At 72.8% G+C, this 13,730-nt stretch carries 10 protein-coding genes; 3 read left to right on the top strand and 7 right to left on the bottom strand.

Annotated elements, in window-relative coordinates:
- Positions 1–213: 213 nt before the first annotated feature.
- Positions 214–867, top strand: coding sequence for a class I SAM-dependent methyltransferase (locus tag ETD83_RS31875; protein ID WP_138648919.1), 654 nt, complete (start codon positions 214–216; stop codon positions 865–867).
- On the opposite strand, the gene ETD83_RS31870 is transcribed toward ETD83_RS31875, so the two are convergent.
- The 5 genes from ETD83_RS31870 to ETD83_RS31850 form a co-directional block, all read right to left on the bottom strand.
- Positions 840–1,607 carry an SAM-dependent methyltransferase gene (locus ETD83_RS31870; protein WP_230421328.1) on the bottom strand — a complete coding sequence of 256 codons (768 nt, stop codon included), beginning with the start codon at positions 1,605–1,607 and terminating at the stop codon, positions 840–842. The genes ETD83_RS31875 and ETD83_RS31870 overlap by 28 nt on opposite strands.
- A 184-nt stretch (positions 1,608–1,791) precedes the next feature.
- The gene (locus ETD83_RS31865; RefSeq protein ID WP_138648920.1) at positions 1,792–2,940 is read right to left on the bottom strand and encodes an acyl-CoA dehydrogenase family protein; all 1,149 of its coding nucleotides are present in this window, start codon (positions 2,938–2,940) and stop codon (positions 1,792–1,794) included.
- Positions 2,940–3,866 carry a hydroxymethylglutaryl-CoA lyase gene (locus ETD83_RS31860; RefSeq protein WP_138648917.1) on the bottom strand — a complete coding sequence of 309 codons (927 nt, stop codon included), beginning with the start codon at positions 3,864–3,866 and terminating at the stop codon, positions 2,940–2,942. Before ETD83_RS31860 ends, ETD83_RS31865 begins: the two co-directional genes overlap by 1 nt.
- A gap of 76 nt (positions 3,867–3,942) precedes the next feature.
- Positions 3,943–5,886, bottom strand: a complete 1,944-nt coding sequence (locus tag ETD83_RS31855; protein WP_138648916.1) for an ATP-binding protein — start codon at positions 5,884–5,886, stop codon at positions 3,943–3,945.
- Positions 5,887–5,893: 7 nt separating this feature from the next.
- A complete protein-coding gene (locus tag ETD83_RS31850; protein ID WP_138648915.1) occupies positions 5,894–7,507 on the bottom strand; it encodes a carboxyl transferase domain-containing protein in 1,614 nt (537 codons plus the stop codon).
- A 79-nt stretch (positions 7,508–7,586) separates the two neighbouring features.
- On the opposite strand from ETD83_RS31850, the gene ETD83_RS31845 reads away from it, so the two are divergent.
- Entirely contained in the window at positions 7,587–8,192 is a 606-nt protein-coding gene (locus ETD83_RS31845) for an SACE_7040 family transcriptional regulator (RefSeq protein ID WP_138648914.1), read from the top strand.
- An 8-nt stretch (positions 8,193–8,200) separates the two neighbouring features.
- Here the strand turns inward: ETD83_RS31845 and ETD83_RS31840 are convergent, their stop codons facing one another.
- Together ETD83_RS31840 and ETD83_RS31835 are read right to left on the bottom strand one after the other, a co-directional pair.
- Positions 8,201–9,556: an extracellular solute-binding protein gene (locus ETD83_RS31840; protein ID WP_138648913.1), complete on the bottom strand. Its 1,356-nt coding sequence runs from the start codon at positions 9,554–9,556 to the stop codon at positions 8,201–8,203.
- Between the two features lie 31 nt (positions 9,557–9,587).
- Positions 9,588–11,789 carry a vWA domain-containing protein gene (locus tag ETD83_RS31835; RefSeq protein ID WP_138648912.1) on the bottom strand — a complete coding sequence of 734 codons (2,202 nt, stop codon included), beginning with the start codon at positions 11,787–11,789 and terminating at the stop codon, positions 9,588–9,590.
- 220 nt (positions 11,790–12,009) lie between these two features.
- On the opposite strand from ETD83_RS31835, the gene ETD83_RS31830 reads away from it, so the two are divergent.
- On the top strand, positions 12,010–13,557 hold the full coding sequence (locus ETD83_RS31830) for an AMP-binding protein (protein WP_138648911.1): 1,548 nt from the start codon (positions 12,010–12,012) through the stop codon (positions 13,555–13,557).
- Positions 13,558–13,730: the final 173 nt, after the last annotated feature.

The raw sequence follows: 13,730 nt of genomic DNA, 5'->3' as shown, positions 1-13,730 counted from the left end.
GCCCACGTGCGCGCCGATGTCGAACGCCAGATCGCCCGGCTTGAGGAACTCGCCGTACAGGCGCGTCGCGCGGGGGTGCTTGCCCGGGACGCCGTAGTACATGACCAGGGACCTCGCGATCCCGTAGGAGCGCAGCAGCATCCGCCGACACTACCGCGCCGGTCCGCCGCCCCGGCTGGATTCCGCGCGCCGTGTCAGGGAACGTCCATCGAGGTGGAGACCAGGCCGTGGACCTCGGAGCGGGCCACCCGCTCGCCGTTCGTCCTGCCGAGCGGGCTGCGGGGACGGCTCGCCGGCCGCCTCATGCTGCGGATGAACAAGCAGGACGAGGTCGCCCGCCTGCTCGCCGTCAGGCCGGGGGAGCGGGTGCTGGAGATCGGGTACGGGCCGGGCGGCCTGATCCGCCGCCTCGAAAGGACGCCCGCCGGACGCGTCTGCGGCGTCGACCCGTCCCCGGAGATGCGCGGCATGGCCGCCAGGCGCGCGGCGGACGCCGATCTCCGGGTGGGGACGGCCGAGGACACCGGGTTCGGCGACGCCGAGTTCGACTGCGTCGTCTCGGTCAACAGCGTGGCGCTCTGGCCGTGCCTGGAGAGCGGGCTGGACGAGCTGCGCCGCGTCACGCGCCCCGGCGGGCGGGTGCTGATCGCCTGGCATGGGGGCCGCCGACCGCCGAGGGCCGCGCGGAAGTTCAGGCTGCCGGACGACCAGCTCGACCGTATCGAGGAGGCGCTGCGCCGCCGCTTCACGGACGTCGACCGGCACGAGCTGTCCGACCTCACGGCGTTCACGGCCAGGCGGGACCGGCAGGGCGGGCCGGAGGGCCGCCGGGGCGCGGGTCAGGGCTTGCGGGCCAGGCCGCCGTAGATGGAGACCTGCGAATCGTTGATCTTGCGGGCCTCGTCGTCCGGGCGCCAGTGGTGGACGGCCGTCACGCCCGGCTCGACCAGTTCCAGGCCGTCGAAGAAGCTCGTGATCTGCGCCATGGTGCGGCCCTTGGCGCGGATCCCGTGCTCGTTGTGCTTCTTCAGGGCGTTGAGCGGCTTGGCGGCGCTCTCGATGTTGATCGTGGAGAGGGCGAGGAAGCTGCCGGACGGCAGCGGCTCCAGGAGCCGCCGGACGATCCGCAGCGCCTGGTCGTCGTCGGGGATGAAATGGATGACGGTGAGGAGGCACAGCGCGACGGGCTCGTCAAGGTTGAGCGTCTCGTGGACCTCCGGCGCGGTCAGTATGGCGTCCGGCTCGCCCAGGTCGGCCTGGATGTAGCGGGAGCGCCCCTCGGGGGTGCTGGTGAGCAGAGCGCGGGCGTGCACGAGCACGATCGGGTCGTTGTCGACGTACACGATCCTGGCCGTCGGATCGACGTCCTGGACGACCTCGTGCAGGTTGGGCGAGGTGGGCAGGCCGGTCCCTATGTCGAGGAACTGCCGGACACCGTGGTCGGCGGCCAGGTGGCGCGCCACCCGCACCATGAAGTTGCGGCTGGCCCGCATCGACGTGCGCATGTACGGCGCGATCTTGACGATCTCCTCCGCGGCCTCCCGGTCGGCGGAGTAGTTGTCCTTGCCGCCCAGCAGGTAGTCGTAGACCCGCGCGGAATGGGCCACGTCGGTCCGCAAGTCAGCCGAGCGCGGTTCACTGTCCGCTGTGTCCGGCACGGGAAGCCCCCATCGGGTCGGTGCGGTGGCACGCCCCACATACTAATGAGGCCGCTCACCCTTTGGATCACGTTTTGTGGGGGTTGACGGCACGTTGCAGTAAAGGCAATCCCACTGGCGGGGCTAACGCGGGTCAGGACGGCGGGAGGCCGAGCGCGCGGGCGATCAACATGCGCTGGACCTCGGACGTCCCCTCGCCCACCTCCAGGATCTTGGCGTCCCGGTAGAAGCGGCCGACCGCGTACTCGTTCATGAAGCCGTAGCCGCCGAAGATCTGCGTGGCGTCGCGGGCATTGTCCATCGCGGCGTTCGAGGCGACCAGCTTGGCGATCGCGGCCTCCTTCTTGAACTCCTCGCCCGCCAGCATCTTCGCGGCGGCGGCGTAGTACGCCAGCCGGGAGGTATGGGCGCGCAGCTCCATGTCGGCGATCTTGAACTGGACGGCCTGGTAGCGGCCGATCTCCTTGCCGAACGCCTCGCGTTCCCGCACGTAGCGGAGGCATTCGTCCACGCAGCCCTGGGCGAGACCGACCGACAGCGCGGCGATCGCGATGCGGCCCTCGTCCAGGATGCGGAGGAACTGCGCGTAGCCGCGGCCGCGCTCCCCGACGAGGTTCCCGGCCGGGACGCGCACGTCGTCGAACCACAGCTCGCGGGTGTCGGACGCCGACCAGCCGACCTTCGAGTACTTGCGCCCGACCGTGAACCCGGGCGTCCCGTTCGGAACGATGATCGTGGAGATCTCCCGGTCGCCGGTGAACGCGGTGACGGTCACGAACGCGGTGATGTCGGTGCCGGAGTTGGTGATGAACGCCTTCGACCCGTTGATCACCCACGAGTCGCCGTCCAGCCGGGCGGTGGTGCGCATCCCGCCGGGCACGTCGGAGCCGCCGCCCGGCTCGGTGAGGCCGAACCCGGCCAGCCGCTCGCCGGAGGTGAGCCGCGGCAGCCAGTGCTCCTTCTGCTCCGCCGACCCGAACCGGTAGATCGGCATCGCGCCCAGCGACACCCCGGCCTCCAGCGTGATCGCGACGGACGAGTCGACGCGGGCCAGCTCCTCCAGGGCCAGGCAGAGGGCGAAGTAGTCGCCGCCCATCCCGCCGTGCTCCTCCGGGAACGGCAGCCCGAACAGGCCCATCTTCCCCATCGCGGCGACGATCTCGTACGGGAACTCGCCGCGCTCGTACAGGTCCCCGATCACCGGCGCGACCGTCTCGCGGGCGAACCGCTCGACCGTGCGCCGCAGCTCGTCCTGCTCCTCGGTGAGCGTGAAGTCGATCATCATGTCTCCGTTGCGGGTGAGAGGGCCTGGACGACGCGCGACGGGCTGGGACGGCCGAGATGGCTCGCCAGCCAGCGGCTGGTCGCGACGAGCTTGTCGAGGTCGACGCCCGTCTCGATGCCGAGCCCGTGCAGCATCCAGACGAGGTCCTCGGTGGGGAGGTTGCCGGTGGCGCTCCCCGCGAACGGGCAGCCGCCGAGACCGCCGGCGGACGCGTCCACGACCGTGACCCCGGCCTGGAGCGCGGCGAGCGTGTTGGCGAGGGCCTGCCCGTAGGTGTCGTGGAAGTGGACGGCGAGCCGGTCGGTGCCGATCCCCGCCGCGCCGAGCGCCTCGATCAGCGCGGTGACCTGGCCGGGCGTCCCGACGCCGATGGTGTCGCCGAGGCTGAGCTGCGAGCAGCCGAGGTCCATCATCCGGGACGCGACGGACACGACCTGCTCGATCGGCACGTCCCCCTCCCACGGGTCGCCGCACACCATCGACACGTAGGCCCGCACCCACAGCCCCTCCGCGCGGGCGCGCCCGACGACCGGGGCGAACATCGCGAGCGACTCGTCCACGCTCCGGTTCAGGTTGCGCTGGGAGAACGTCTCGGTGGCGCTGCCGAAGATCGCGACCTCGGTGACGCCGTTGGCGAGCGCCCGGTCGAGGCCCCGCTCGTTCGGGACCAGGACGGGATAGCGCAGCTCGGGGGAGCGGGGGAGGACGTCCAGCAGCTCCTCGGCGTCGGCGAGCTGCGGGACCCATTTCGGGTGGACGAAGCTGGTCGTCTCGATCGTGCGCAGGCCCGCGTCCGCCAGCCGGGTCACGAACTCGGACTTGACGTCCACGGGGACGACCGCCTTCTCGTTCTGCAGCCCGTCCCGCGGCCCGACCTCGTAGATCGTGACCTCGCCGGGAAGGCCGGAGAGAGGAACCCGCATCGTCATGCCCTTCCTTTCTGGGGGACGACCCCCAGATCCCCGGGTGGTCGGCCCGATGATCCTCGCTCCGCTCCGGTCATCCGGCCTCCTCGATCACGGCCAGGACCGCGTCGAGCGCGACCTGCGCGCCGACACGGACCGGCAGTTTCGCCACGACCCCGGCGAGCGGCGCGGTGACGGTGTGCTCCATCTTCATCGCCTCGACGACCACGAGCGGCTGCCCTGCGGCGACCCGGTCGCCCTCGGCCGCCTTGACGGCGAGGACCGTCCCCGGCATCGGGCTGCGCAGCACCCCGTCGCCCGCCGCCGCGGCGTCCACGCCGCCCTCGGCGCGGACGTGCTCGCTCAGCGCCCAGGCGTGCCCGCCGCGTCCGAGCCAGAGCGTGCGGCCGTCGCGGGCGGCCTCGAACGAGGTCGTCCTTCCAGCGTAGGTGAGGGTGAACGGCCTGGTCAGCGATGCCGCGACCGGTGGCTCATCGCAGATCGCGACGCGGGCGGACGCGGCCCGCCCCTGGACGCGGACCTCCACCGGCGCGCCGCCGGACGGGGTGATGATCCACGGCGTCCAGGCGTGCGCACCGGGACGCCAGCCGTCCGGGACGTCCCACGGGTCGTCCCCTGCGGACTCCAGGGCGAGCATCCGCTCCAGCGCGGCGGCGGCCAGCACGTCGGGCGGGACGGACGCGTCCGCGGTCAGCGTGTCGAGCGAACGCTCGACCAGGCCCGTGTCGAGAGCGCCCGACACGACGTCCGGATGCGCGAGGAGGCGCCGCAGGAACGCGACGTTCGTCGGGATGCCCAGCAGCGTGTAGCCGGCGAGAGCGCGGTCCAGGCGGTGCAGCGCCTCGCGCCGGTCGGAGCCGTGGACGATCACCTTGGCGAGCATGGGGTCGTACGCGCCGCCGACCTCCGTCCCGACGTCGAGTCCGGAGTCGACGCGGGCGTGCTCAGGCTCGGTCAGGGCGAGGACGCGCCCGCCGGTCGGGAGGAATCCGCGCGCGGGGTCTTCGGCGTAGACGCGGGCCTCGATCGCGTGGCCGTCGAGCGTGACGTCGTCCTGGGTGAACGGCAGCCTCTCCCCGGCGGCCACGCGGAGCTGGAGCTCGACCAGGTCGAGGCCGGTGACGAGTTCGGTCACGGGGTGCTCGACCTGAAGGCGGGTGTTCATCTCCATGAAGAAGAACTCGTCGGGGCGGTCGGCGGACACGATGTACTCGACCGTCCCGGCGCCCTCGTAGCCGACGGCCCGCGCGGCGGCCACGGCGGCGGCGCCCATCCGCTCGCGGGCGGCGCCGTCCAGCAGCGGCGACGGCGCCTCCTCAATGATCTTCTGGTGGCGTCGTTGCAGGCTGCATTCGCGCTCGCCCAGATGGACGGCGCTTCCGTGGGCGTCAGCGAAGATCTGGATCTCGATGTGCCGGGGGTTCTCGACGAACCGCTCGGCCAGCAGCGTGTCGTCGCCGAACGAGCCGCGCGCCTCGCGGCGGGCGGACGCGATGGCGTCCGGCAGGTCGGCGGCGTCCCGGACGAGCCGCATGCCCTTGCCGCCGCCCCCGGCGGACGGCTTGATCAGCACCGGCAGCCCGACCTCCAGGGCCGCCGCCTTCAGCTCGGCGTCGGAGAGGCCGGGCTCGTCCCGTCCAGGGACGACCGGCACGCCCGCCGCCGCGACGGTCCGCTTCGCGCGGATCTTGTCGCCCATCGCCTCGATCGCCTCGGCGGGCGGGCCGATGAACACCAGCCCCGCCTCGCCGCACGCCCGCGCGAACGCGGTGTTCTCGGCGAGGAACCCGTACCCGGGATGGACGGCCTCCGCCCCGGACGCCCGCGCCGCCGCGATCACGGCCTCGATGTCGAGGTAGGACGGGACGCGGAGCGCCTCGTCCGCCTCCCGCACATGCCGGGCCCGCGCGTCGGCGTCGGTGCAGACGGCCACCGAACGGATGCCCAGCCGCCGCAGCGTGCGGAACACGCGGACGGCGATCTCCCCCCGGTTGGCGACCAGGACGCTGTCGAACATCACACCCTCACATCCGGAAGACGCCGTAGCCGACCGGCTCCAGCGGTGCGTTCGCGGCGACCGACAGCCCGAGGCCCAGCACGCGCCGGGTGTCGGCCGGGTCGATCACCCCGTCGTCCCAGAGCCGCGCCGTCGAGTAGTACGGGTTGCCCTGTGCCTCATACTGCTCGCGGATCGGCGACTTGAACGCCTCCTCGTCCGCGGCGGGCCACTCCTCGCCGCGCGCCTCCAGCTGGTCGCGGCGGACGGTCGCGAGGACGCTCGCCGCCTGCTCGCCGCCCATGACGGAGATGCGGGCGTTCGGCCACATCCACAGGAAGCGCGGCGAGTACGCCCGGCCGCACATCGCGTAGTTGCCCGCCCCGAACGACCCGCCGATGACGACGGTGAACTTCGGGACGCGCGCGCACGCGACCGCGGTGACCATTTTCGCGCCGTGCTTGGCGATGCCGCCCGCCTCGTATTCGCGGCCGACCATGAATCCGGTGATGTTCTGCAGGAACACGAGCGGGACGCTGCGCCGGTCGCACAATTCGATGAAATGCGCGCCCTTCTGCGCCGATTCGCTGAACAGGATCCCGTTGTTGGCGACGATCCCGACCGGATGCCCGTGGATGCGGGCGAAGCCGGTGACGAGCGTGGCGCCGTACTCCTTCTTGAACTCCTGGAATCGGCTGCCGTCCACGACGCGGGCGATGACCTCCCGCACGTCGTAGGGGGTGCGCGGGTCGGGCGGGACGACCCCGTACAGCTCCGCCGGGTCGGCGGCGGGCTCCTCCGGCGCCGCGACGTCCCACGGGCGCGGCTCGCGCGGCCCCAGCGTGGACACGATGTCGCGGACGATCCGCAGCGCGTCCGCGTCGTCGTCGGCGAGGTGGTCGGTGACGCCGGACGTGCGGGAGTGCAGCTCGCCGCCGCCCAGCTCCTCCGCCGTCACGACCTCGCCGGTCGCGGCCTTCACCAGCGGCGGGCCGCCGAGGAAGATCGTCCCCTGGCCGCGGACGATGACGGCCTCGTCGCTCATCGCCGGGACGTACGCGCCGCCCGCCGTGCACGACCCCAGCACCGCCGCGATCTGCGGAATGCCGAGCCCGGACATGGTGGCCTGGTTGTAGAAGATGCGGCCGAAGTGCTCGCGGTCGGGGAACACGTCGTCCTGCCGGGGCAGGAACGCGCCGCCGGAGTCGACCAGGTAGACGCAGGGGAGGCGGTTGTGCAGCGCCACCTCCTGCGCCCGCAGGTGCTTCTTCACCGTGATCGGGTAGTAGGTGCCGCCCTTGACGGTGGCGTCGTTGGCGACGATCACGCATTCGCGGCCGGAGACGCGCCCGACCCCGGTGATGATCCCCGCGCCGGGGGCCTCGTCGTCGTACATGCCGGTCGCGGCCAGCGGGGACAGCTCCAGGAACGCCGAGCCCGGGTCGAGGAGCGTGTCGACCCGGTCGCGGGGGAGCAGCTTGCCGCGCGCCACATGCCGCTCGCGGGCCCGCTCGGGGCCGCCGCGCCCGGCCCGGTCGACGCGCTCGCGCAGCTCCGCGGACAGGGCCTCGTTGTGCGCGGCGTTCGCCTTGAACGCCTCGGCCGCCACGTCCGCGCGGGAGCCGATCCCGGGTCCGCTCATGATCGTCCCCTTCCGGTTAACGATCGTTAACAACGTCGATGTTAATGCGTGTTAACAACTCTAGACTAGACTGGGCCGCATGACGTCCCACCCGGCCGGGGAACCGGCCGCGGAACCGGCCGGGCCGCCGCCGAACCCGCGCCGGGCCGAGATCCTCGCCGCCGCGGCGGAGCTGTTCGCGCGCCGCGGCTACCACGGGGTGTCCATCGGCGACCTCGGACGTGCCGTCGGCCTCACCGGCCCCGCCCTCTACCGGCATTTCAGCGGCAAGGAGGCCGTGCTCGCGGAGATGCTCCTCGACATCAGCGAGCGGCTGCTCGCCGAGGGCGCCCGCCGCGCCGCCGACCCCGACCCGGGACACGCCCTGGACGCGCTGCTCCGCTGGCACATCGCGTTCGCCCTGGACAACCCGGCGCTGATCACCGTCCACGAGCGGGAGCTGGACACCGTGCCCGCGGCGCAGCGGCACCGCGTCCGCCGGCTCCAGCGCGCCTACGTGGAGGAATGGGTCGCCGTCCTGCGCCGCCTGAACCCGGGCCTGCCGGACGACCGGACGCGCGCCGCCGTCCACGCCGCCTTCGGCCTCCTCAACTCGACCCCGCGCAGCGCCGCCGGGCTCGACCGCGCCGCGATGTCGGCCCTCCTGCACACCATGGCCCGCGCCGCCCTCCAAAGCGCGACCTGACACCCGCGCTAGCAGGAGGCGGCCTCGCCGTCGAGGGAGCGGTTCACGGCGCGGGCGAAGGACTCGGGGTCCGTCCCGCCCCGGTCGAAGATCTTCTGGACGCAGCCGCGGAACGTGCCGCTGAACGTGCCGTAGTGCGGCGTCACCGGACGCGGCTCGGCCCGTTCCAGGGCGGTGACCACGGCGCGTCCGAGCTGGGTGAGCTGCGCCCGGTCGGGCAGCTCCGTCTCGCCGGGGCCGGGCCGTTCGCCGGTCAGCGACGAGCACGCCCGCACGTTCACGTCCGCGGGGGAGTGCCGCTCGGGAGTGAGGCCGAGCGCGGAGTACCGTCCGGGCGCGAACCCGCCGCACGAGAACAGGAGCCGCTGGCTGCCGGTCCCGCTGAGGAACTCCACGAGATCGGCGGCGGCGTCCGGGTTGGGGGACTGCTCCGACACGGCGAGGTTCTGCCCGCCGAGGACGGTGCGGCCCGGCAGCGCGGTCACCCCGAACCGCAGGCGCCCGCCGTCCGGCGTCCGCATCCGCGGCTCGGTCGCGAGCGAGGAGAACGCGTACGGCCAGTTGCGCATCAGCCGGGTCCCCGACGCGAACGCCTCGATGCTCCCCAGCTCCTCGTACCGCCGCGACGGGCCCAGCGGCCCCCGCGCCCGCGAGGTGAGGCGGACGAGCGCCGGATACACCCTGGTGCGCAACTCCTCCACGCTCGGACGGTCGTCGCCGGTGAGCAGGCCCTGCCCGCCGTCGTTCCACACCGCCTCCAGCGCGTTCACGGTCAGGCCGTCGTAGTCGGCGAGCTGCAGCGCGATGTCGGAGTTCAGCAGCCCGGGCCACCCGGTGGGCGGGGTCTCGCCCTCGTGGACGTAGAGGAGCCCGACGTCCACGTTGAACGGGACGGCGTACTGCTTCCCGTCGCGTTCGCCCGTCCGCAGTGCGGCGGGGAAGAAGTCGCGGAGGTCGCCGATGCCGTCGAGCGGACGCAGGAAGCCGCCCTCGGCGAACTGGGCCGTCCACGTGTTGTCCATGATGAGGACGTCGTAGGCGCAGCTCCCCGACTCCTGCACCGCCTTGAGCTGGCTGCGCTGCAGGTCGGTGGAGTCGGACACCTCGACGAGCGTGGCGTGCGGGTGGGGGCGGCCGTCCGGGTAGCGGCCCCCGTTCCACTGCCGGATGAGGGCGCGGCGCTGGTTCTTCAGGCTGACGTCCGTGCCACCGGCGACGAAGAGCTCCTCACGGTGGCAGTCGGCCTTCATCGCGGGGTAGGAGTCGTCCGGCCACAAGAACACGGTGAGGCCCGCGGCCAGCACCAGCACGGCGCCGGACGCGGCGCTGATCCAGGCCGTCCGGTCGCCCGGCAGGAACCTCATCGTCGCTCCCCGCTCATTTCAGTCGGACAGGTCATCTCAGGCCGGACAGGAGTTCGGCGGCCTGCTCCACCTCGGACGCGCCGGTGAGCGCCACGCAGCCCGGCCCGTCCGCCGGGCGGAGCGCCGCCACGATCTGCTTCACGGGCGCGGACCGGCACGTCGCCGGGCCCGTCAGCACGACGGTCAGCCGCAGGTCGGGATGCCTGCCGCGGAACTCTCCCGCCAGCCACCGCACGCGTGAGGAGAGCTGCGGATTCGTCCGGGTGCTCTGCCCGTCGGTGACGAGGATGAGGTTCGGACGGCCCGTGCCGAGGTCGGCCGCCGCGATCGCGTCGCTGAGCGGCTGGTCGCCGCCGCCGGACGCGACCGCCTGCAGCCGGCTCGTGATCGCGTTCTTGTGGTCGGGGGACGCGGTGTCCTGGGGGACGTTCCCGAACGTCCCGGCGCCGTCCGATGGAGCCTTCTGCGACGACACCTGAAGGCCGACGCGGTCGTTGCTCTGCAACTGCGACACCAGGCTCCGCAGGAACGCCGTGCCGCGGGCGAGGCGGACGCCCTCGCGCGCCTGGGCCGCGCCGCCCATCGACGCCGACACGTCCAGCATCAGCGACACCGAGATCCTCGGACGCGCCGCGCCGATGCGGTCGAGCGTCTCCTGCACGCCCTTCGCGGACGTCAACGCGACGTTGGGCGAGATGACGCGGTCACCCACGGTCCTCTGGAGCCGCGACAGATAGAAATGCCGGGTGTCGCCCTCCGGCGCGGGCGGGACGGTGCCGCGCCCGTCCCGGAAGCCCTGCCGGATGAGCGGGTGGCGGTCCAGCCAGCGGCGGAACTCGGTGACCGCCGCGTCCCGCTCCTCGGTGTCCTGGCCGCGCCACCGCACCTGGACGAACGGGTAGTCGAGCGTCGGCAGGTCCGTCGCGTAGTACGGGTGCAGGCGCCATTTCGCGTACGGGGCCGCGCCGGGGTCGACGGCCCCGCACCGGTCGCCGAGCGGGCGTCCCATGTCGTAGTCGTGCAGCACCTGCTCGGGGACGGCGACCGCGATGTCGTCCGGGGGGTCGGAGTCTTGCGCGGCGGCGCGCTCGCGGAACTGGCACAGCAGCGACACCGCGTCCGGGGCGACGAGGCCGGCGGGGCCGGTGAAACGCTCGTCCTTCGAGTCGTCGCCCGGCAGCGCGTCGTACAGCGCGGGCGTCACGGCGAGCGCCGCCGACGACGTCTCGGGAACGGGACGGGCGATGGCGCGCAGCCGCACGTCCACGTCCTCGAAGCGGCTCAGCAGGTCGGACGTCTTCGTCGCGAGCGGCGCCGCGATCGGGTCGGCGACGGACTCGTGCGCCTTGGTGAACAGCGCCAGCACGAGCGGTGACGTCCCGAGCGAGCCGCGCGGCCGGAACTTCGGATCGCCCGCGCCGTTCGGGGCGGAGGCGCCGGCGGCGGAGCCGGTGCCGGAGGGCGCTGTCCGGCCGCCGGCCTGAATCGATGGGGCGACCTGGCCCGGCGCCTTGGGGATGAAGTCGTACTCCGCCGTCGACGACGGGATCCAGATGTCGGGCTGCGGCCCGAACAGTTGCTCGCCCTCGGCGTGCCGTTCGTCCGCGGGTGCGCTGCGCCGCCACAGCAGCCTGAACCCGTCGTACAGCGGGACCGGCCCCGCCTCCGGGACGACGGTGACGCCGTACTTCCGGCAGCCCCGGTCCTCGCTGTGGTCCGCGAACTCGGCCGCGGCGGCGCGCAGCGGGGTGAGCGCCTCGGGCGTCGTCAGCACCCGCAGGTCGAGCGGCTGCGCGCACGACCCGGCGCGCTCGCGCAGCCCGTGGACGCCGGCGGCGGCGAGCAGGACGAGCGCCATCACCGCTGCCCCGGCCGCGCCCCAGGCGACCGCCGTCACCACCCTCGCCGACACCTTGGTGACGACGGGTTTCAGGGCGTCCTTGACCTGCCGGCGGGGGACGAGCCAGAGGCCCAGGACGATGACGGCGACCGCGACGGCGGCGGTGACGAGCGTGCTGAGCCAGGCGACCGCGTAGACGTGCTTCATCACGACGGTGACGATGACGCCGGAGCAGATGCCGAGGATCACTGCGGGCGGCCGCGGATCGGCCCTGGTGCCGTCGCCGGTCGGCGGGCCGGTCGAAGCCTCGGTGGAAGGGCTGTTAACGGCACTGGAATTCTCGTCGTCGCCCAGGCGGCCCGGCGGCGTGCCGCCGCTGCCGGTTTCATTCATGCAGGCCCCATCGGCACGTCGGTCCGACTCGTCCGTTCCCCCCGAATCTGACTGCCATGGTATTTGCCGGGACGTGAACGGTCAGGAAAACCGCTGACCCGGACGGGCCGATTCACATGAGGAGGACTTTGTGGACTGTCCACAATCTTGACTTGATCGCCATGGCATAGGTCAGATGGACGTGAAGGTCACCCGCTCTGACCGAACCAAGGAGTGCCCCATGGACGTCGAGGCCGTCGGCTTCTACGAGATCGCTCAGAAAGACCCGGACCGTCCCGCCGTGCCGGCCCCCGGCGTGCCGGTTTCGTACGGCGGATTACACGCCGAAGTGAATCGCCTCTCGAACGCGCTGAACGGTATCGGGCTGCGTCCCGGGGACGTGCTGGCGACCGTGCTCGGCAACCGGCCCGAGTTCCTGACGGTCATGCTCGCCGCGCTGCAGTCGGGGCTCTATCTCGTCCCCGTGAGCAGCCACTTGACCAGGCCTGAAATCGGGCACATTCTCGCCGATTGCGGCGCCGTGGCCGTCGTGACGGAAAGCGCGTTCGCCGACGCGGTGTCGGGCGCCGCGGACGAGGCGGGCATCCCCGCCGGCGGGCGCGTGAGCGCGGGCCCCGCGGCCGGCTACCGCTCGATGGCCGCCCTGTGCGCGTCGGGCAGCGCCGAGCCGCCGGGCAAGCGGCGGACGGGCTCGATCATGCTGTACACGTCCGGGACGACGGGACGCCCGAAGGGAGTCCGGCGGCCGCTGCTGGACATCACGCCGGAGACGGCGGCCGGCGTCCTGCGGCGGACGATGGCGCGGCACCTGGGCCTGGAGCCCGGCGACAGGGTCCATCTCGCCGTCGGCCCGCTCTACCACGCGGCGCCCTGCGTCCACGCGCTGATGGCGCTGCACCTCGGGCACGCCGTCGTGGTCGCGTCGCGGTTCCGGCCCGAGCACACCCTGGAACTGATCCAGCGGCACGGCGTCACCGACGCGTTCATGGTGCCGACGATGCTCCACCGCATGCTCGCCCTGCCGGACGACGTCAAGGCCCGGTACGACGTGTCGTCGCTGCGTCGGGTGTACCACAGCGCCGCGCCCGTCCCCGTGGAGACCAAGCGCCGGATGCTGGACTGGTGGGGGCCCGTCCTCTACGAGTACTACGGGTCGACGGAGAGCGGCCCCGTCGTCCTCGCGGAACCGGACGAGTGGCTCGCCCGCCCCGGGACCGTCGGCCGCCCGGTCGACGGCGTCCAGATCAAGATCCTCGACGCGGGGGGCGGTGAGCTGCCCGCCGGGGAGACGGGCCTGATCTACGCGAGCGGGCATCCGGGGTTCGAGTACCACGGCGACCCCGCCGAGACCGCGGCCACGATGCACGACGGCTTCTACACGGCCGGCGACCTAGGCCACGTCGACGAGGACGGCTGGCTGTACGTGAGCGACCGCCGCACCGACGTCATCGTCTCCGGCGGCGTGAACATCTACCCGGCCGAGATCGAGGACGTCCTGCTCCAGCATCCGGCGGTCGCCGACGCGGCCGTCATCGGCGTCCCCGACGACGACTGGGGCCAGTTCGCCGTCGCGCTCGTCGAGCCCGCCGCGGACGCCCACCCCGGGGCCGGCCTCGCCGCCGTCCTCCTCGCGCACTGCGAGCCGCGGCTGGCGAGCCCGAAGCATCCGCGCCGGCTGGAGTTCCGCGCCTCGCTGCCGCGCACCCCGTCCGGCAAACTCAGCCGCGGCCGCCTGCGGGACGACTACCTGCAGGGATTCATCGACTGACCGCGCCTCACCTTCCCTGCGGAACGGTCCCGAAGTATTCACCGCGGACGTCGAACGCCTCCGGGCGCCGCTGCGTACAACGGCACATGAAGGACCTGAAGGTCGCCCCGTTCGACAACGTCGCCCCGACCCCAGCCGCTCCGACGAAGACCGACCTTCCCGTCATCCCCGAC

Source organism: Actinomadura soli (genome assembly GCF_005889715.1).
Lineage (GTDB): Bacteria > Actinomycetota > Actinomycetes > Streptosporangiales > Streptosporangiaceae > Spirillospora > Spirillospora soli.
Note: the sequence above shows the minus strand (reverse complement) of the source record. Positions and strands in the feature narration are given on the sequence as shown.

Coding starts and splice junctions, on each gene's coding strand:
- ETD83_RS31830 (WP_138648911.1), top strand. CDS start 12,010: ATGGACGTCGAGGCCGTCGGCTTCTACGAGATCGCTCAGAAAGACCCG.
- ETD83_RS31865 (WP_138648920.1), bottom strand. CDS start 2,940: ATGATCGACTTCACGCTCACCGAGGAGCAGGACGAGCTGCGGCGCACG.
- ETD83_RS31860 (WP_138648917.1), bottom strand. CDS start 3,866: ATGCGGGTTCCTCTCTCCGGCCTTCCCGGCGAGGTCACGATCTACGAG.
- ETD83_RS31835 (WP_138648912.1), bottom strand. CDS start 11,789: ATGAATGAAACCGGCAGCGGCGGCACGCCGCCGGGCCGCCTGGGCGAC.
- ETD83_RS31850 (WP_138648915.1), bottom strand. CDS start 7,507: ATGAGCGGACCCGGGATCGGCTCCCGCGCGGACGTGGCGGCCGAGGCG.
- ETD83_RS31840 (WP_138648913.1), bottom strand. CDS start 9,556: ATGAGGTTCCTGCCGGGCGACCGGACGGCCTGGATCAGCGCCGCGTCC.
- ETD83_RS31845 (WP_138648914.1), top strand. CDS start 7,587: ATGACGTCCCACCCGGCCGGGGAACCGGCCGCGGAACCGGCCGGGCCG.
- ETD83_RS31855 (WP_138648916.1), bottom strand. CDS start 5,886: ATGTTCGACAGCGTCCTGGTCGCCAACCGGGGGGAGATCGCCGTCCGC.